We start from the raw sequence: 19,544 nt of genomic DNA, 5'->3' as shown, positions 1-19,544 counted from the left end.
ATTTGTAATAAAGTGTAATTAATAATCACTAAGTATTTAGTAAATAAATAATTAGGCAAAGTCGTATTCATCTGTAGCGATAACTGAGCGCTGCTAAAATATGGTACTAATAGATGCATATATTTAGCACATAGGATAGGTGAAGTATGGCGTTTTATGGCGATACAGATGCGCAGGAAACCCAAGAATGGCAGGACGCATTTGACTCAGTTTTACAGCATATGGGGACTGACCGCGCTGCATTTTTGCTTGAAAAACTCTACCAACAAGCGATTGCGAAGCACGTTCCCATTCAGCGACTAAATACCCCTTACTTAAATACGATCTCAGTAGACGAACAACCTGCAATGCCGGGTGATTCTGATATGGAGCGCCGTATTCGTGCGCTGATTCGTTGGAATGCGTTAGCGATGGTGCTTCGTGCCAACAAAACTGGTGATGACTTAGGTGGTCACTTGGCGAGTTTTGCATCTTCTGCAACTTTATATGACGTGGGTTTTAACCACTTCTTCCGTGCCAATAGCGATAGCTTTGGCGGTGACATGATTTACTATCAAGGTCACTGTGCACCGGGCATTTATGCACGTTCATTCCTTGAAGGTCGCTTAACTGAAGAACATTTAAATAATTTTCGTCGTGAAGTCGGTGGCAAAGGCTTGCCTTCATACCCGCATCCATATTTGATGCCGGACTATTGGCAGTTCCCAACAGTTTCGATGGGTCTTGGTCCGATCATGTCGATCTATCAAGCACACATTCAAAAATATTTGATGAACCGTGGCTTAATTAAAGAAGAAAACCGTAAAGTCTGGGCATATCTTGGCGATGGTGAAATGGATGAGCCTGAAAGTACAGGTGCAATTTCACTTGCAGGTCGTGAAAAGCTCGATAACTTGATTTGGGTGGTGAACTGTAATTTACAGCGTCTGGATGGTCCTGTCCGTGGTAACGGTAAAATTATTCAAGAACTTGAGTCGCTTTTCCGTGGTGCAGGCTGGCGTGTAATTAAAGTGGTTTGGGGTCGTCACTGGGACCCTTTACTGGCAAAAGATCAATCTGGCGCACTTAAGGCTGTTATGGAAGAAGCCGTAGACGGTGATTTCCAGCGCTATCAAGTGAAAGGTGGTGCTTATACGCGTGCACACTTCTTTGGTAAATATCCTGAAGCTGAAGAATTAGTTCGCAATCTCAGCGATGAAGATATTGATAACCTAAACCGTGGTGGTCATGACCCATTCAAAGTGTATGCCGCTTATGCAGAAGCTATGAAAGAAACGGGGCAGCCAACGGTTATCTTGGCGAAAACAGTCAAAGGTTATGGTTTGTCTGAAGAAATTGAAGCGGTCAACAAGACGCATCAAATCAAGAAAATGCAGCTTGAATCTTTGAAATATGTACGTAACCGTTTCAACTTGCCATTCACTGATGAACAGCTCGAAGAAGTGCCATTCTACCGTCCAAGCGAAAATTCACCTGAATTGAAATATATGAAGGCACGTCGTGAGGCATTAGGGGGTTATCTGCCTGCACGTCGTAAAGAAAGTGAAGTTTTGGCGATTCCAGAATTGTCTGTGTTTGATGCAGTGCTCAAAGGTAGTGCGGGTAAAGAACAATCGACGACGATGTTGATGGTGCGCTTGATTTCTTCATTATTGAAAGAAAAAGCCATTAAAGACCGTGTGGTACCAATCGTTCCAGATGAAGCACGTACTTTTGGTTTAGAAGGCATGTTCCGTCAGTTGGGTATCTATGCGGCCCATGGTCAGAAATATACCCCAGAAGACCAAGAACAGCTGATGCATTACCGTGAGGCCAAAGATGGTCACATGTTACAAGAAGGGATTAACGAAGCGGGCGCGATGAGTGCGTGGGCTGCGTTAGGTACAAGTTATTCAACCAATAACTTACCAATGATTCCAATGTACATGTACTACTCAATGTTTGGTTTCCAACGTATTGGTGATATTGCGTGGGCAGCAGGTGATGCGCAGGCGCAAGGTTTCTTATTAGGTGCTACCGCAGGCCGTACGACATTGAACGGTGAAGGCTTACAGCACCAAGATGGTCATTCACATATTCTTGCTAATACCATTCCAAACTGTGTGTCTTATGATCCATGTTTTGGTTATGAGCTTGCGGTGATCGTACATGATGGCTTACGTCGTATGTATGTGAACCAAGAACGTGTGTTCTATTACTTAACTGTGATGAATGAGAACTACGAACATCCTGCAATTCCTGAAGGTGCTGAAGAAGGCATTAAACGTGGTATGTATCTCTTCGAAGAAGATGAGAAAGCGACAGTTCAGCTCATGGGCTCAGGTGTGATTCTGCGCGAAGTGATTAAAGCGGCGAAAATCTTACGTGATGAATATCAAATCCATTCCAATGTGTGGAGTGTGACGAGCTTCAATGAGCTTGCACGTGATGGTATGGCATGTGAAGAATATAACCGCTTGCATCCACTAGCTGAAGATAGCAAAGAGGCGTGGGTATCTCAGTTACTCCGTGAAAAAGACGGTATCGTGGTTTCTGCAACGGATCATATGCGTGCGTATAGCGAACAAATTCGTGCTTATCTTCCAGACAATCGTCCGTTTGTTGCATTAGGTACAGATGGCTATGGTCGTTCAGATACACGTGGTAACTTGCGTAGCTACTTCGGTGTAGACGCGGCTCACATTGTGGTTGCGACACTGAAAAAACTGGCAGATGAAGGCGAAGTTGATGCGCGCTTGGTGAAAGATGCGATCTCTAGCTTTGAGTTAGATACAGACCGTCCAGTTGCATGGGCACCGCAAGAAACGCCAGAACTTCACGCTGTTGCTGACTACAAAGAGGAGAACTAATCATGCAAATTACGACTCCTGATATTGGTGTAGATAAAGCAACGGTTGCTGAAATTTTGGTAAAAGTCGGCGATACCATTAGCGTCGATGACAGCATTGTGTTGTTAGAGTCAGATAAAGCCTCTGTTGAAGTGCCAAGCACAGCAGCAGGGGTGGTGAAAAGCATTTTAGTCAACCTTGGTGATAGCGTTGCTGAAGGTGCTGTATTGGTTGAACTTGAATCAGCAGGTGCGTCTGCTGCGGCAGTACCAGCTTCTGAACCAAAAGCAGAAACACAGTCAGCTCCTGAGCCAGTTGCAGCACCTAAAGCTGAAGCAGCACCACAAGCGCAAGCTGCGACGACCTCGCAACTGATTGAGGTACAAGTTCCAGATATTGGTGTGGAAAAAGCCACTGTGAGCGAAATCTTGGTTGCTGTGGGTGATGAAATTGATGTAGATCAAAGCATCATCGTGGTGGAATCTGATAAAGCGACAGTGGAAGTACCAAGTACCGTTTCAGGTCGTGTTGAATCGATCACCATTAGTACGGGTGATGTGGTTAAAGAAGGTGTAGTGATTCTTACTGTGAAAACAGCAAGTTCTACGGCTGCTGTTGAAACGGCTCCAGCACCGGAAGCAGCGCAAGCTGCTGCACCACAAACTGCCGAAGCTGTCACTTCTGCGCCAACTGCAACTGCATCAGGTCCTGTTGAAATAGCGGTTCCTGATTTGGGTGTAGACAAAGCAGCCGTTGCTGAGATTTTAGTGCAAGTCGGTGATACGGTTGAAAAAGACCAAAGCATCATTGTTGTAGAATCTGATAAAGCAACGGTTGAAGTTCCAAGCAGTACGGCAGGTAAAATCACAGCAATTCATGTGCAATTAGGTCAAAGCGTCTCTGAAGGCGTGGCACTGGTGACAATTGAAGCTGAAGGACAAGCTGCGCCAGCACCTGTTGCGAAAGCAGCAGCACCTGCGGTTCCAACAGTTGCGCCTACAACCGCGAAAGCCGAACCGAAAGTTGCAGCAGCACCTGCCGCGACGCAAGGCGCTGATAAGCTGACCAAAGAACAAAATGCTGCAAATGCCAAAGTATATGCAGGTCCTGCCGTACGTAAGTTAGCGCGTGAGCTGGGTGTCATTTTGGCAGAAGTGAAAGCGTCTGGCCCACATGAACGCTTGATGAAAGAAGACTTGTTTGCTTATGTGAAAACACGTTTGACGACACCGCAAGCGGCTCCTGTTGCTACTGCGGCTGTTGCATCGGGTTTACCAAAACTACCAAGTTTCGATGCCTTTGGTGGTGTGGAAGAAAAAGTATTGACGCGTTTACAACAAGTGTCGATTCCTCAGTTGTCTTTAAACAACTTTATTCCACAAGTGACACAGTTTGATTTGGCGGATATTACTGAGCTTGAAGCTTGGCGTAACGATCTTAAAGGCAACTTTAAGAAAGAAGGCATTAGCCTAACCATCATGGCGTTTATCATTAAAGCAGTTGCGCACTTGCTGAAAGAAGAACGCGATTTTGCAGGGCATTTGGCCGATGATGGTAAATCAGTATTGCTGCGTAATGAAATTCACATGGGTATTGCAGTTGCGACACCAGATGGTTTAACCGTACCTGTACTGCGTAATCCAGACCAAAAATCGATTAAGCAAATTGCTGTTGAATTGGGTGAATTGGGTCAAAAAGCACGTGATAAGAAATTATCACCGAAAGACCTACAAGGTGCCAACTTCACGATTTCAAGCTTAGGTGCGATTGGCGGTACGGCATTTACACCATTAGTGAATTGGCCTCAAGTTGCAATCTTGGGTATTTCACCTGCCACCCTGCAACCGGTATGGAATGGTGAAGGCTTTGAGCCACGCTTAATGTTGCCATTGTCTTTGTCTTATGACCATCGTGTGATTAATGGTGCAGATGCAGCACGTTTCAGTAACAAATTAACCAAGTTATTGAAAGATATTCGAAGCTTATTGATCTAATTCGTTGGATCGAAAATAAAAAACCTGCTTCGGCAGGTTTTTTTATGTCGCATGGAGACTTAACCAATGCGGTAGCTCCAATGGTGATGGGTACAGTTTTAATGCTGAATCAGGATTTAGGTTAAAAACCTGCGGAAGTTGATGCTTTGGATGCACACTATGCCAAACACGTTGCCGTAGATGTTCAAAATGTTGGAAGTCTTTTAAAAATAGGCCCCAAAACTTTTCAAAATGCGCCAGTTCTTGCGGTTGTTGGTGTTGATAAGCATGGGTTTGTCCCTGCTGTGCTTGAAAATCATAGCCCATAAGCCAAATACGCTGCGGTTGAAATAGATGTGCAAGAGAAAAGGCTTGAAGGCCGCAATTATTGCCATAAACATAGTGTAGAGAATGAAATAACTCAGCCTGAGTGTCGATTCGCACGGTTTTGAGGCTGAGAACTTCATGTTCAGGATAAGGACGGTTGTGACCTAAGCCACATCCACTAATAATGTCACCCTGAAAGGATGCTTTGAGCGTAGCTTGATACTGTAACCACCATGCATAGTCTGAATGATGGGCAATCTGAGCCTGAGGGAGTTGAAGAAAACTTTGATTGCAGCAAATGATAAGCAGCTTTTTTGAGGGGTGAATGGTCGTTAAGTCAAAACTGAGTTGAGACGGACCACCTGCAATGATCAATACATCCTGCACGTGCATATAGTGTTGAATAAATTCTTGAAATTTTTGATTATTGTTTTGCATATGAAATTGAGTCATCGAAAATTAAAATTGCGAAAACATGCATTCCTCGCTAGAATAGCATTACTTCATTGGGGAGTAGCCGCTTTTTACGCAAAGTAAAAAGGTGATGGTCAACATATTTGCTCTAAAACGAGCATGGTCATCATAGCAAAGAACCAAATGAGCTTTCCTAAGCTTTCTTTTGTTGGCAAGACCTTTGATTTATCACTCTGCACATTGGCTAGCAGGAGGGATAGGTCATCGGTATATGTTATTGCTAGCCAGAGAAATGCACCATGTTAACCGCTTTCTTCATTTCCCTTGCTGTCGTTGCCTTATCTGAAATGGGTGACAAGACACAATTACTTGCCTTACTTCTCGCTGCACGTTTTCGTAAACCTGTTCCAATTCTGATCGCTATTTTTCTTGCCACTGTGGTTAACCACGGGGTTTCTGCCATTCTGGGTCAATGGATTACCACTGTACTGAGTCCGACCATCTTATTATGGATTGTCTCTTTAGGCTTTATTGCGATGGCTGCGTGGATGTTAATTCCAGATGAATTGGATGATGAATCTGAAAGCATTAATAAATGGCAAAAATATGGCGTTTTCGGTGCGACCTTTGTGTTGTTCTTCTTGGCTGAAATTGGGGACAAAACCCAAATTGCAACTGTGGCTTTAGCTGCACGTTTTGACAGCATTGGTTGGGTCACTTTAGGTACAACGCTAGGTATTATGCTGGTCAATGCGCCTGCAGTATTTATTGGTAATAAATTGGCAGAAAAATTGCCGATTTCACTGATTCATAAAATTGGCGCCATCGTTTTCTTAATTATTGGTGTTGCGGCATTGGTTCAGCACTATTTCTTCTAAACATTAAAACAAGTTAAAACCTGAGCAAAATGCTCAGGTTTTTTTGCTTAAAAATGTGACCCAATTAACTGATATTTCAGATAATATTGATCTGTTTTTTATTGTAAGTTTCTCTAAATAAATATATGTTATTCACTTATAGAATATGTATTTTTTGATAAAAAAATTTGGGGAATGGGCATGGCTTTTGAACGTACAACATCACAGGTACTTTATGATGATGGCAATCATAAATGTATTAGTTTTACCAGTCTGGTAAAAGGCGAGGGCGTTCAGGCGAATCAGTTCTTAATCATTGATAATGAGCGCGCTGCGGTACTTGATCCGGGTGGTGACTTGACCTACGTTCCTTTGACGATGGAATTGAACAAATATACCCGTTTGACCAACCTTGATTTTGTGATGGCATCGCATCAAGACCCTGACATTATTACTTCTATGCCCCGTTGGTTGGTTTATACCGATGCAAAAGTCGTGGCATCAAAACTTTGGGCGCGTTTCTTACCACACCTAAACTCAGCCTTTATGAGTGACCGAATGAAAGGCAATTGGTTGGATCGTTTGATCGAACTACCTGATCATGGTCAAGTGATTAAGCTGGGTAATAGTTCCCTTGTTGCTGTTCCAGCGCACTTCTTACACTCTGTGGGTAACTTTCAATTTTATGATCCAATTGCCAAAATTTTATTTTCTGGTGATATGGGCGCATCGATGGTGGATGATGCCTCAAAACCATTAGAAAACTTTGCAGCGCATATTCCAAAGATGAAAGGTTTCCATCAACGTTATATGTGTTCAAATAAAGTCATTCGCTTGTGGGTCAACATGGTACGTACCATGGATGTGGAAATGATCGTGCCACAGCATGGCACACCTTTTATTGGTAAAGAACAAATTAACCAATTCCTAGACTGGATCGAAACCTTACAATGTGGTATCGATTTAATGGATGAAACGGTTTTTACCTGCCCTGAATAATGACCTGAAAATTCAGAAAAAATAATTGAGTGTGCAGACAACATTTTTAAGATTTTTCGTCCATAAAATAAGCTTTTAGATGGCGAGAATAGATAAAAATGTTGTCTCAAATACCAATACAGGACGCATGTTTAACATGTGCTGCGTATTGTGCCCATTATCGCGTTTCTTTTTATTGGGCAGAAGGGTTGAATATGCAAGAGTATACTAAACCAGTTAAGGCTGTGTATTCGTGTATGGCGGGAACCAATCCAACCCAGTCTCATTGTATCGCTTTGGGTGGGGAAATTGGACAAGCATTCAGTTGTATAATATACGAGGAACATAGTTCAACGTATAAGGATGTTCAGATTGCGGATGAGCAATATAATAAAGCTCGTCTAGCATACAAAATGATTCCATTTTTTACCATTCCACTGCATGACGCTGAGAATGATGAAGATTTTGATCAAGTCAGTTGAGTCTTCGATTCAAGATCAAATTCCCTGAAATTCATTCAATAAAATCTTCTGATTCTGCCTTTTATGTAACTAGATGCTGAGGAATATCCAATGCATTATTGGTGAAAACAGTGCATTCAACGACTAATTTTGAAAACTCAGCATAGAATTGCTGGAATAAAAATGAAAAATGAACAGAAATTTGTATATAATGGCTCACGGAAATTACCAGCGAGACTGTTATGTTGACCATCGTTCAAGAAGCCCTAACCTTTGATGATGTCTTATTACTCCCTGCCTATTCTACTGTTCTCCCAAAAGATGTCTCTCTAAAGACACGTTTCACACGTGGCATCAATCTGAATATCCCTCTTGTTTCTGCCGCAATGGACACCGTGACTGAATCACGTATGGCGATTGCAATGGCGCAAAATGGCGGTATCGGTATCCTGCACAAAAACATGGATATTGCTGCACAAGCTGCAGAAGTTCGCCGCGTGAAAAAATTTGAAGCAGGTATGGTGAAAGACCCGATTACCGTTACTCCAGAAACAACCGTACGTGAGCTGATTGCTTTAACTCAAGCAAACAACATCAGCGGTGTACCTGTGGTGAAAGACGGTCAAGTGGTGGGTATTGTTACTGGTCGTGACACTCGCTTTGAAACCAATCTTGAACAACCTGTTAGCAATATCATGACAGGTCAAGATCGTTTGGTGACTGTTCGTGAAAACGAATCAAAAGAAAAAATCCAAGCATTGTTGCAAAAGCACCGTATTGAAAAAGTGCTTGTCGTAAATGACAACAATGAATTGAAAGGTTTAATTACCGTTACTGATTTCCGTAAAGCTGAAAATTATCCAAACAGCTGTAAAGATGACCTCGGTCGTTTACGTGTTGGTGCTGCTGTCGGTACAGGTGCTGAAACACCAAGCCGTGTTGAAGCATTGGTCGAAGCGGGTGTAGATGCGATTGTGGTTGATACTGCGCATGGTCACTCTGCGGGTGTAATCGAACGTGTACGTTGGGTAAAAGCCAACTATCCGCAAGTTCAAGTGATTGGCGGTAACATCGCAACTGGTGATGCTGCTCTTGCATTATTAGATGCGGGTGCAGATGCAGTGAAAGTTGGTATTGGTCCTGGTTCAATCTGTACAACACGTATTGTTGCAGGTATCGGTATGCCACAGATTTCTGCAATTGATGCAGTTGCGAATGCGCTGAAAGATCAAATTCCATTGATTGCAGACGGCGGTATCCGCTTCTCTGGTGATATGGCGAAAGCAATTGGCGCAGGTGCAAGTACCATTATGGTCGGTTCATTAATGGCTGGTACTGAAGAAGCACCGGGCGAAGTTGAATTCTTCCAAGGTCGTTACTACAAAGCTTATCGTGGTATGGGTTCATTGGGTGCGATGGCAGGTGCAACAGGTTCTGCTGACCGTTATTTCCAAGACTCTAAAGCAGGCGCTGAAAAACTGGTACCAGAAGGTATTGAAGGTCGCGTACCGTACAAAGGCCCAATGGGTAACATCGTGCATCAAATGATGGGCGGTTTACGTTCATCTATGGGTTATACCGGTTCTGCAGTCATTGACGATTTACGTAAAAATGCGCAATTTGTGAAAATTACTTCAGCGGGTATGTCTGAATCGCATGTACATGATGTGACCATTACTAAAGAAGCACCGAACTACCGTGTTGGTTGATATTTAGTAGTGTTTAGCCGAAATCGCCGTCATTTATATGACGGCTTTTTTGTTTTTGGTGTAAAGTGTTTGCATTAAAAAGTGATGATTAAGATCACCATTAAGAAGTGAGTACAAGATGAGTTATTTTGGTACAGATGGCATTCGTGGCAAGTTCGGTGAACTCCCAATTACCCCTGAATTTGCATTAAAACTAGGATTTGCTGCAGGTAAAGTATTAAAACAAAACAGTAAAAAAGCGAAGCCCATTGTTGTACTGGGTAAAGATACCCGTTTATCAGGCTATATTTTAGAGTCAGCATTACAAGCGGGTTTAAACGCGGCGGGTGTTTATGTCCATTTGCTTGGCCCATTACCGACTCCAGCAATTGCCCATTTAACTCGTGCACTGCATGCAAGCTTAGGCATCGTGATCTCGGCTTCACATAACCCATATTTTGATAATGGCATTAAATTCTTCTCGAGCGAAGGTAAAAAACTGCCTGATGAAATTCAAGAAGCCATTAATAAAGAACTTGAAAATGACTTGGTGATTGAAGACCCTGCAAACTTAGGTAAAAGTGTGCGTGTGAAAGATGCCAATGGTCGTTATATTGAATTCTGTAAATCAACCTTCCCATACCATTTTGACTTAACTGGTTTAAAAATTGTGGTGGACTGTGCCAATGGTGCTGCCTATAGCGTGGGTCCATCGGTGTATCGTGAACTCGGTGCAAAAGTGATTGCACTATATAACGAACCTGATGGTCTAAATATCAATAAAGATTGTGGTTCGACACATCCAGAACAATTACAAAAAGCGGTTGTTGAGCATCAGGCAGACTTAGGCATTGCCTTCGATGGTGATGCTGACCGTGTCATTATGGTGGATAAAAATGGTCAGCAAATTACTGGTGACCATATCCTGTATATCTTAGCGACTCAAGCCAATCAAAAACCTGCGGGTATTGTGGGCACTGTCATGAGCAATATGGCACTCGAAATCGCTTTAGATAAAGCACAAGTCCCGTTACTTCGTGCCAAAGTCGGCGACCGTTATGTGCTACAAGGTCTGGAAGAGAAGGGCTGGGTGACAGGTGGTGAGCCATCAGGTCATATTTTGACATTAGACAAGAGTACAACGGGTGATGCGATTATTGCATCACTACAAGTATTAACTGTGATGGTTGAGCAAGGTAAAGCCCTACACGAATTGGTAGAAGGATTTGAACTCCTGCCAAACGTTTTAGTCAACGTTCGTCTTGCCGCTATGTTCGACCCGTATGCAGTGTCTGCACTAGTCGCTGAGTTTGAAAAAGCGGAAACGCAGCTTAAGGGTCGTGGCCGTATTTTGATTCGTAAATCAGGGACTGAGCCTGTGATTCGTGTCATGGTTGAAGGTGATAATCTTGAGGAAGTGACTGCGTTGGCAAATCATTTGGCTGATGCGGTACGTGCTAACGCGGCATAATGCATTGAGGATAGTTGCATGAATGATGTGATTAAAGACTTAAGTGAACTTCGTTTAAATTACCAAAAAGGTGAGTTACATGAAGAGCAAGTCAATGCCGATCCACATGAGCAGTTTTTATTATGGTTTAACCATGCCTTAGCAGCGCAATTGCATGAACCCTATGCCATGTCTTTGGCGACGGCAAATGCACAAGGTCGTCCGCACGTGCGGACGGTGTTGCTGCGCGGTGCGACTCATTCAGGTTATGATTTCTACAGCAACTACGACAGTCAGAAAGGCAATGATCTGCTGGAAAATCCTTATGCAGAATTGTTGTTTTATTGGCAGGAACAAGAGCGTCAGATTCGCGTTTCAGGTCGCGTGGTGAAAATCGCTGAAGAGGAATCGACGGATTATTATCACAAGCGTCCACGTGACAGCCAAATTGCTGCCCATATCAGTACGCCACAAAGCGGTGTGATTGCCAGTCGTGAAGAGTTGCAACAGCGCTTTCAAAATTTGCATGATCAAGTGGAAGGCAAGGCAACACTTGCTAAGCCTGAATTTTGGGGTGGCTACCGACTTGAGCCAGACTATTATGAGTTTTGGCAAGGTCGTCCAAACCGTTTGCATGATCGCTTGTGTTACGAAAAGCAAGATGAGCAGTGGATTTTGCAGCGATTGATGCCATAAATGCCCACTCTTTTAATTCAACAAAGACCCTTACTTACACGCCCTGAAGACATTCAGGGCGTTGCCCCTTTTATTGCGGATTTATTGGCGCGTCGAGGTGTGAGTTCTGCGCAAGAACTTGAGCTGAAACTGAAGCATTTACATGCTCCGAATCTAAAAGGCTTAGTGCAAGCGATTCAGTTAATTGATCAAATGATTGATCTACAGAAAAAAATCGTGATCGTCGGGGACTATGATGCTGATGGTGCGACCAGTACGGCATTGATGGTGCTGGCCCTGCGTGATATGGGTGCCGATGTTGAGTATTTGGTGCCAGATCGCTTTAAATACGGTTATGGTTTAACGCCAGCGATTGCCGATTTGGCTTTTGTCAGTTTTACCCCAGATCTACTGATTACGGTAGACAATGGCATCTCTAGCCACACAGGGGTGGAGCAGGCGCAGGCACATGGTATGCAGGTGATTATTACCGATCACCATTTAACCACCAAAGATACGCCAAAAGCAGAAGCTGTGGTCAATCCCAACCAGTTGGGATGTGAGTTTCCAAGCAAAGCTTTAGCGGGCGTTGGAGTCGCATTTTATGTGTTGGCAAACTTGGCCAGTTATCGTAAAAAGCATGGAAAATCTACGGCAAACTTATCGCAATATTTAGATTTGGTGGCTTTGGGCACCTATGCGGACGTCGCGAGTTTAGATTTAAATAACCGTATTTTAATTGATGCCGGTCTGAAACGCATACAACAGTCGCAGTGTCGTCCCGGCATCAGCGCATTATTGGATATTGCAGGTCGAGACCCCGCTCAGTTAAAAGCACAAGATCTTGGTTTCGTTGTTGGTCCACGTTTGAATGCGGCTGGACGCATGGAAACTATGGACATTGGCATTGAATGCTTAATTGCATCTGACCTCAGTACAGCTTATCCATTGGCTCAGCAGCTGAATCAACTGAATGTCGAAAGACGTCAAGTTGAGGGGCAAATCAAACAAGAAGCCTTAGCAGAATTGGAACATATTCAGCTCGATCAAGATGATTTACCTGCTGCATTGATTATGTTTGAACAACATTGGCATCAGGGTGTGATCGGGATTGTAGCAGGACGCTTGAAAGAACAGTTTCATCGTCCTGCCATTGTTTTTGCTGCTGATGAAGATGGCTTACATATCAAAGGTTCAGCGCGTTCAATCGAAGGTATACATATTCGAGATTGCATTGAAGCTGTAGCAGAACAACATCCTCACTTGGTAAGCCACTTCGGTGGACATGCCGCTGCGGCGGGTTTGACCATCCAAAAGCAACATTTTGCTGAATTTAAAAAGGCATTTGAAGCTTTAATTTCGGCACAAGATGAAGCTTTATTTCAAGCGACCATTTGGACCGATGGTGAGCTTCCAGATGCAGCATTTACGGTCGATACAGTAGACCTTTTGCAAAATTTAAGCCCATGGGGACAGAAATTTCCTGCTCCAGTCTTTGAAGGTATGTTTAAAATTGTCGATTACCGCTTTTTAAAAGATGTTCACCTCAAGCTGAAGTTAGCGTTAGAAAATGGTCAAATGGTCGAAGCCATAGTCTTTAATGCTGCTGAAAAATATGAATTTAATCCAATGCAAGATCATGTTCGTTTGGTTTTTGAATTGGATAAAAATGAATTTAGAGGAAATGTCAGCTTACAGTTACGTGTTTTACATTTAGTGCAATAAATTATCCTGATAAAAAAACCGCTCTATGGAGCGGTTTTCATTTTTTTAAATTTTAAAATCGTGCTGTAGTACTTAAACCATAACTGTCTTGATCTTTGCTATCGCTATAATTAAGCGAAAAGGCCAGTGAAGGGCTTATAAACTTTTGAATTTTATAATTCATGATTGTCGATACATTTCGATTGGAAGAATCTGAAAAGAATGCACCAATTTTTAATGTCGGGCTGAGATAGACATCCGCATTTAAGTTATAAAGATTCTCTTCTGCAAAATAACTTTTAGCTTCAAAATTAGCGCCAATCGAACCAAAATTTGCCACATATTTACTACGTAGCATGAGGGCAGTATCTTCAGTAATACCCAGTGCATCGTGATAAGTACTACTGAAACCTTGGTTTAACGCTTTTTGGGGGTCTAAATGTTTATTGGTCAGACCGACGGTGACCAATAAATTTTTTAATGGTTTCATACCTGCTTCAAAGGCATAACCTGTATTATTTTTTGATTGATCAATACGTTCTTGCGTATTTTTGGCGATGACATCATCGACATTTATCATTCGCGCCATGCGGGCTGACATAGGCGAATATTCACCTTCAGATTCTTCATCAACCTCTTCAGTACCTGTATAGGTGCGAGTGCCTTTTAAGGTCTCTTCATAATGACTGACACTTGCGGCCAAATAAAATGCTGTCGATGGAATAAAGTATTCTGCAGATAACCCGATGATACCAATTTTTGTGTCGAGACTGGTCAGATAATTATTCAAGTTTTTCTCAAGATCTCCCTGGCCATAGCTATAGTGCAAACCGATATTACTGGCATTGTTTAAAAATGCAGATTCAGCCAGTGGTCCAAATTTATTAATGACAGCATTGGGGAAAAATTGCCCATTTACATTGACTGTATCGAGTTCTGAAAATTGTTGTAATGCCGCATTTTCATACTGCACATTCATTTCAGCCTGATAGGCAAAGCACGGCAAACTGCAACAGCTGCCGAGTGTAATGAAAATAATTTGTTGCAAGAGTGGATTTTTATACATGATATTGAGACTAGACTTTATTTTTATTGCTGCGAATTGTATGAAAAAAACGCTGTGGGTCAAGGTTGTCTATCGGGGAGTTTATAAATAAAAATAGATTTAAATAATTATTTTATAAGATTTTAACGTGATCATTCCCATTGTTTTTATAAAATCAGTGATGAACTGAGGTCGAGATAAGCATAAAAAAACCGCTCCAAAGAGCGGTCTTTTTTATCTTCTTATTGAGGATTAGAAGCGATATTTCGCAGCTACGCCAAATGAGTTGTAGTCATTGTTGCCCACTTCACCGAAGCCAACACGACCTTCAAGGCTCACTTGTTGGTTAAAGAATTTACGAGCGTTGATACCAACTTCACTACGATCAGTAACGTCATTGTTGTAGTAGTCAGCACCTACACTGAATGTCTTATCAATGAAGTAGTCAGCAGCTAGATTGAATTCATCTAGATCACCAAATGCTGCACCAGCTTCAAGGTTAATATCTTTACCATTGCTTAGTGTAGTGACATATTTTGCACGAAGTGTTGGATCTACACCGTCGTCATCGTCATTGTCCCAACCTTTTAGACCGGCAGCAACTAAGAAGCCAGGTGCAGGAAGGTAACCCACTTCAGCTGCATAATAAGTTGTATCGTTGTCGATTTTACCCAATGGAGTATCATATTCAACATTATTACGGCTTAGATCACCAGACACATAAAAATCTGAGTTCGGTACGAAGTATTCGATACCTACGCCATAAGTATTGTCGTCAACATCGCCACGGTCAGCAAATGTTGCATGTGCATTCACATTACTTGCACGATTTAAGAAAGCAGCTTCTGCAAGAGGAGCGTTACGAGTTTGAACGGGGTTGAAGTAATAAGTACCGTTTACACCAAATTCACTGCCAGAGCTTCCATTATCTGGGTCGATGTAACCAGCTGAAGCGCCAACTTCTGCTTGGTAAGCGTGTGCTGTCCCTGTAATAGCAAGTGCAGAAAGAAGTGCTGAAGCAATTGCGAGTTTTTTCATGGAAACTACCCCTCTAAATTGTTTGGCTAAATTTAATACATTTTTTGTTACAACTTTTAGTCTAGAGATATTTTGAATATGGTCAACCACTGCAAAGTTACAGAACTGTGTATTCAGTAATATTGTGTAATTTTTATAATTTAAGATATTGAAATATAATAATAATTATATAATGTTTAGTTTTATTAAAACTGTGTGAATTTTATGAATTTTTGAAAATTTGCTTAAAATTTCATCTATTTTTTAAAAATTATTACAAGAAAAATGAAAAAAGCACTGTGCTAGCACAGTGCTTTTAATCTTTTAAGTCGTGTAAAAACTGCTCAAAAAATTAGAAACGGAACGTTGCATTGATGTTGAATGCTTGAACGTCATCACCAAAACCAACTTGACCGCCGATTGCTAGGTTCGGGTTAAGGAAGTATTTTGAACGAATAGCAAAGTAATCAGTGTCTGTATCACCATCATCTTCGATGTTGTAAGATGCACCCACGCTAAATGCTTGATCGAAGTAGTAGTCTGCACCAATTGTAACAGAGTCTAAATCACCAAAAGCACCATCTGCTTCAAGGTTGATGTATTGACCATTATTTAAAGGTGCAACATATTTTGCTTTTACAGCAAAACGGTTATCGTCATCACCATCTTCAATTTTAACGCCGTCAACACCAGCAGCTAAAAGTAAATTAGAAACAGGTAAGAAACCAACCAATGCACGGTAAGTTGTTACATCATAGTCATCTTTATAAGAACCTGACCAACTTGGGAATTTAAAATTTTCTTGGTATTTAACTCGTGAAGTACCAATTTCACCATTTACATAAAATTGTTGATAGTAGTATTCGATACCAGCCGAAATTGAATGTGTATCTTGTTCATCTTTGCCTGTACCAAATTCTGAAATCGACTCATCAAATGCAATATAATCAACGCTTTCTTTACGATTAAAAGCATATTGAGCATAGACGTTGCTGTTGTGTCCAAGGAATGCAGCTTCATTTAACGGACCATTACCAGTTTGTACTGACTCAAAGTACAAGGTGCCTTTTACATCAACAGAATGATCTGAATCTGTATAGTCATCATCCCAATCAGTATATGTATAGCCACCATCAATTTGCGCATCATAAGCAAAAGTTGATGAAGTGATAACAGCTAATCCTAGTGCAAGTAATGTTTTATTCATAAAACCCTCGAAACATTATTGTTGTAAATAAAATGTAATAAATATTAAAGCGAGCGTATTGTTCATATTATGTACATTAAAGTCAATGATTTAGATTGCCGAATTCTTGCTGAAATTGGCTAAAAGCTCTGTGATATAATAGGCGGCTATTTAAGCCAAATTTTTTGATTGAGAGTAATTCACGTGGAAATTAATCCGTATCTATTACAGCTAAAAGACTTAAACGACCGTGGTCAAACTTTACGGGGGTATCTTTGACTACGATCTGAAAAAAGAGCGTTTAGAAGAAGTTCTACGTGAGTTAGAAGATCCTGCAATTTGGAATGATCAAAGCCGTGCTCAAGCCATGGCCAAAGAAAAGGGTGAGCTTGAAAACGTCATTAATGTCTTAGAAGGTCTGTCAACTCAGCTTGAAGATGCACAAGCGATGCTTGATCTTGCAGTTGAAGCAGAAGAAGAAAGTTTATTAGCGGATGTACAAGAAGAATTAACATCTGCTGAAGCCGAACTTGCGAAATTAGAATTCCGTCGTATGTTCAGCAACCCGATGGATCCAAACCCTTGCTATGTGGAAATCCAAGCAGGTTCGGGTGGTACAGAAGCACAAGACTGGGCGTCTATGTTGCTTCGTATGTACTTGCGTTGGATTGAACGTCACGGTTTTAAAGCGGAAGTGATGGAAGAGTCTGATGGTGATGTGGCAGGGATTAAATCTGCAACGATCCGTGTCGAAGGTGAATATGCTTATGGTTGGTTACGTACTGAATCTGGCGTACACCGTTTAGTTCGTAAGTCGCCGTTTGACTCGGGTAACCGTCGTCATACTTCTTTCTCAGCAGTATTCGTTTCGCCTGAAATTGATGACAATATTGAAATTGAGATCAATCCAGCAGATGTACGTACCGATACTTACCGTGCGTCAGGTGCAGGTGGTCAGCATATTAACAAAACCGATTCTGCGGTACGTTTAACCCACGCTCCAACAGGGATTGTGGTGGCATGTCAGAACCAACGTTCACAGCACGCCAACCGTGACCATGCATGGAAACAGTTACGTGCAAAATTGTATGAACTTGAAATGCAAAAACGTAATGATGCAGCGCAAGCGTTGGAAGACACCAAGTCTGATATCGGTTGGGGTAGCCAAATTCGTTCATACGTTTTAGATGACTCACGTATCAAAGACTTACGTACTAGTGTGGAAAGTTCAAACACCGGTGCGGTGCTTGATGGTGATCTTGATAAATTTATTGAAGCCAGCCTAAAACAAGGTTTGTAATTTAAATTTACATAGAAAACAAAGTTCTATCTGTTTTTGATTAATATATCTAAAATAATCGATATAAAAATCGAAAAAATACGATATAGTGTATTCAAGATGCTGAATAGAACTTTGTTGTCCAAATTTTTATTTAATTAAACCCGTTTAAATTATGGATATTGATTTAATTTTTAAAGCACTTGCCAATCCGACTCGACGTCAAATCTTGGAATGGTTGAAAACACCAGAACAGTTTTTGTCAGAAGAACAATGTGGCGGCTTTAATCGTGGTGTATGCGCTGGCAATATCGAAAAACTCGGTAATGTTTCGCAGTCTACGATGTCTAATCATTTGTCTGTGTTGCAACAGGCGGGCTTAATTCAAGCCGAGAAATATGGTCAATGGTCGTATTTCTCACGCAATGAAGAACTCATTCAGCAATATATCGATTATCTGCAAAACTCCCTTTAAATCGCATTTAGCATTTGAAGTGTGGGGGCGAGACATATATGGCTGAATTCAATACTCCTCTTATTTTGGGTGATTTACACCTGAAAAATCGCGTGATCATGGCGCCTTTAACACGTAGCCGTGCAACGGATGACCGTGTGCCGACAGCAATGATGGCTGAGTACTATGCACAACGTGCCAGTAGCGGTCTGATTATTTCAGAAGCAACGGTGATCTCTGAAGAAGCCAATGGCTACCGCAATACGCCAGGACTTTTCACGGATGCGCAAGTTGAAGGTTGGAAAGTTGTTACTCAAGCGGTACATGAACAACAAGGTTTAATTGTTGCTCAGTTGTGGCATGTGGGCCGTGTTTCTGACCCAGAATTACTCGGTGGTCAAACGCCTGTTTCAGCCAGTGCCGTACAGCAAGCTGGGCATGTGAGTTTGTTACGTCCAAAACGTGGCTATGTGGTGCCGCGACCGCTCGAAATTACTGAAATCAAAAGCATCGTTGAACAATTTAAACAAGCTGCGATTCGCGCTAAAGAAGCAGGGTTTGATGGTGTCGAATTACATGCGGCAAATGGTTATTTGATTGATCAGTTCCTACAGACCAAGACCAATTTACGTGATGATGAATACGGTGGTACGGTTGAAAACCGTGCGCGTCTATTGCTTGAAGTTATTGATGTACTGATTGAAGTTTGGGGCGCAGGTCGTGTCGGTGTGCATTTGGCACCACGTGGTGATGAGCATGACATGGGTGATGATGCTCCACGTGAAACTTTTGGTTATGCCTTAGAGCAACTGGGTCAACGAAATATTGCGTTTTTCTTTACCCGAGAATATCTTGCGGATGACAGCATCAGCAACTATATGAAAGAACGTTCAAATGGTGTGCCGTATATTGCCAATATGCGTTTAAGTCGTGAAGATGCGATGCAACTACTAGCTTCTGGTCAAGCAGATGCCGTGTCATTTGGTAAGGCTTATATCGCTAATCCAGATTTATATGAGCGTTTGATGGTCAATGCGCCGCTGAATGAATTGGTGCTAGAAAATATGATCGGCACCGATGTGGCGGAAGGCTATATTGATTATCCAAGCATGCAAAATAAATGTGCTGCGGATCGTTCTCAAAATTAATCGACTGGTGAATACGCATTATCCATTAACATGTGGGTAATGCTCTGCTATATTCTGCCC

General features: G+C 42.0%; 16 protein-coding genes and 1 riboswitch. Of the genes, 12 read left to right on the top strand and 4 right to left on the bottom strand.

Translation table 11 applies throughout. From position 1 onward, the window contains the following. Nucleotides 1-146 precede the first annotated feature (146 nt). Both aceE and B9T33_RS01690 read left to right on the top strand, forming a co-directional pair. Entirely contained in the window at nucleotides 147-2,849 is a 2,703-nt protein-coding gene (aceE, locus tag B9T33_RS01695) for a pyruvate dehydrogenase (acetyl-transferring), homodimeric type (protein ID WP_086177214.1), read from the top strand. 2 nt (nucleotides 2,850-2,851) lie between these two features. After that, nucleotides 2,852-4,822 carry a 2-oxo acid dehydrogenase subunit E2 gene (locus B9T33_RS01690; RefSeq protein WP_086177213.1) on the top strand — a complete coding sequence of 657 codons (1,971 nt, stop codon included), beginning with the start codon at nucleotides 2,852-2,854 and terminating at the stop codon, nucleotides 4,820-4,822. Between the two features lie 42 nt (nucleotides 4,823-4,864). On the opposite strand, the gene B9T33_RS01685 is transcribed toward B9T33_RS01690, so the two are convergent. Beyond that, nucleotides 4,865-5,566, bottom strand: a complete 702-nt coding sequence (locus tag B9T33_RS01685) for a methyltransferase type 11 (protein ID WP_143223985.1) — start codon at nucleotides 5,564-5,566, stop codon at nucleotides 4,865-4,867. A gap of 58 nt (nucleotides 5,567-5,624) precedes the next feature. Continuing rightward, a riboswitch (yybP-ykoY riboswitch) is annotated at nucleotides 5,625-5,788 on the top strand. Between the two features lie 53 nt (nucleotides 5,789-5,841). On the opposite strand from B9T33_RS01685, the gene B9T33_RS01675 reads away from it, so the two are divergent. The 7 genes from B9T33_RS01675 to recJ all read left to right on the top strand — a co-directional run bounded on the left by B9T33_RS01675 (nucleotide 5,842) and on the right by recJ (nucleotide 13,376). Further along, a complete protein-coding gene (locus tag B9T33_RS01675; RefSeq protein WP_086177211.1) occupies nucleotides 5,842-6,420 on the top strand; it encodes a TMEM165/GDT1 family protein in 579 nt (192 codons plus the stop codon). A 180-nt stretch (nucleotides 6,421-6,600) separates the two neighbouring features. After that, nucleotides 6,601-7,398, top strand: coding sequence for an MBL fold metallo-hydrolase (locus B9T33_RS01670; protein ID WP_086177210.1), 798 nt, complete (start codon nucleotides 6,601-6,603; stop codon nucleotides 7,396-7,398). A 98-nt stretch (nucleotides 7,399-7,496) separates the two neighbouring features. Further along, the gene (locus tag B9T33_RS01665; protein ID WP_086177209.1) at nucleotides 7,497-7,859 is read left to right on the top strand and encodes a YkgJ family cysteine cluster protein; all 363 of its coding nucleotides are present in this window, start codon (nucleotides 7,497-7,499) and stop codon (nucleotides 7,857-7,859) included. A gap of 221 nt (nucleotides 7,860-8,080) precedes the next feature. Further along, the gene (gene guaB, locus B9T33_RS01660; protein WP_086177208.1) at nucleotides 8,081-9,547 is read left to right on the top strand and encodes an IMP dehydrogenase; all 1,467 of its coding nucleotides are present in this window, start codon (nucleotides 8,081-8,083) and stop codon (nucleotides 9,545-9,547) included. Nucleotides 9,548-9,665: 118 nt separating this feature from the next. Beyond that, entirely contained in the window at nucleotides 9,666-10,997 is a 1,332-nt protein-coding gene (gene glmM, locus B9T33_RS01655; RefSeq protein ID WP_086177207.1) for a phosphoglucosamine mutase, read from the top strand. Between the two features lie 18 nt (nucleotides 10,998-11,015). Beyond that, nucleotides 11,016-11,672: a pyridoxamine 5'-phosphate oxidase gene (gene pdxH / locus B9T33_RS01650; protein ID WP_086177206.1), complete on the top strand. Its 657-nt coding sequence runs from the start codon at nucleotides 11,016-11,018 to the stop codon at nucleotides 11,670-11,672. Continuing rightward, on the top strand, nucleotides 11,673-13,376 hold the full coding sequence (gene recJ / locus B9T33_RS01645) for a single-stranded-DNA-specific exonuclease RecJ (RefSeq protein WP_086177205.1): 1,704 nt from the start codon (nucleotides 11,673-11,675) through the stop codon (nucleotides 13,374-13,376). It begins immediately after the preceding gene. Between the two features lie 52 nt (nucleotides 13,377-13,428). Here the strand turns inward: recJ and B9T33_RS01640 are convergent, their stop codons facing one another. From B9T33_RS01640 to B9T33_RS01630, 3 genes are all read right to left on the bottom strand, one after another. Beyond that, on the bottom strand, nucleotides 13,429-14,421 hold the full coding sequence (locus tag B9T33_RS01640) for a hypothetical protein (protein WP_086177204.1): 993 nt from the start codon (nucleotides 14,419-14,421) through the stop codon (nucleotides 13,429-13,431). 231 nt (nucleotides 14,422-14,652) lie between these two features. Next, nucleotides 14,653-15,438 (bottom strand): putative porin, encoded by a 786-nt coding sequence (locus tag B9T33_RS01635; RefSeq protein WP_086177203.1) that lies wholly within the window; start codon nucleotides 15,436-15,438, stop codon nucleotides 14,653-14,655. Nucleotides 15,439-15,769: 331 nt separating this feature from the next. Next, nucleotides 15,770-16,624: a putative porin gene (locus B9T33_RS01630; RefSeq protein WP_086177202.1), complete on the bottom strand. Its 855-nt coding sequence runs from the start codon at nucleotides 16,622-16,624 to the stop codon at nucleotides 15,770-15,772. Nucleotides 16,625-16,807: 183 nt separating this feature from the next. Between B9T33_RS01630 and prfB the strand changes: the two genes are divergently transcribed. The 3 genes from prfB (at nucleotide 16,808) to B9T33_RS01615 (ending at nucleotide 19,484) form a co-directional block, all read left to right on the top strand. Further along, a protein-coding gene (gene prfB / locus B9T33_RS01625; RefSeq protein ID WP_143223984.1) for a peptide chain release factor 2 occupies nucleotides 16,808-17,903 on the top strand; the annotation gives its coding sequence in 2 pieces (ribosomal slippage) (nucleotides 16,808-16,879 and nucleotides 16,881-17,903; 1,095 coding nt in all). A gap of 154 nt (nucleotides 17,904-18,057) precedes the next feature. Then, complete coding sequence (locus B9T33_RS01620; protein ID WP_078190555.1) at nucleotides 18,058-18,357, top strand: ArsR/SmtB family transcription factor; 300 nt, start codon at nucleotides 18,058-18,060, stop codon at nucleotides 18,355-18,357. Nucleotides 18,358-18,395: 38 nt separating this feature from the next. Then, nucleotides 18,396-19,484, top strand: coding sequence for an alkene reductase (locus B9T33_RS01615; protein WP_086177200.1), 1,089 nt, complete (start codon nucleotides 18,396-18,398; stop codon nucleotides 19,482-19,484). The last annotated feature ends 60 nt before the right edge of the window (nucleotides 19,485-19,544 follow it).

It is taken from the genome of Acinetobacter sp. ANC 5054 (genome assembly GCF_002135295.1).
Lineage (GTDB): Bacteria > Pseudomonadota > Gammaproteobacteria > Pseudomonadales > Moraxellaceae > Acinetobacter.
Note: the sequence above shows the minus strand (reverse complement) of the source record. Positions and strands in the feature narration are given on the sequence as shown.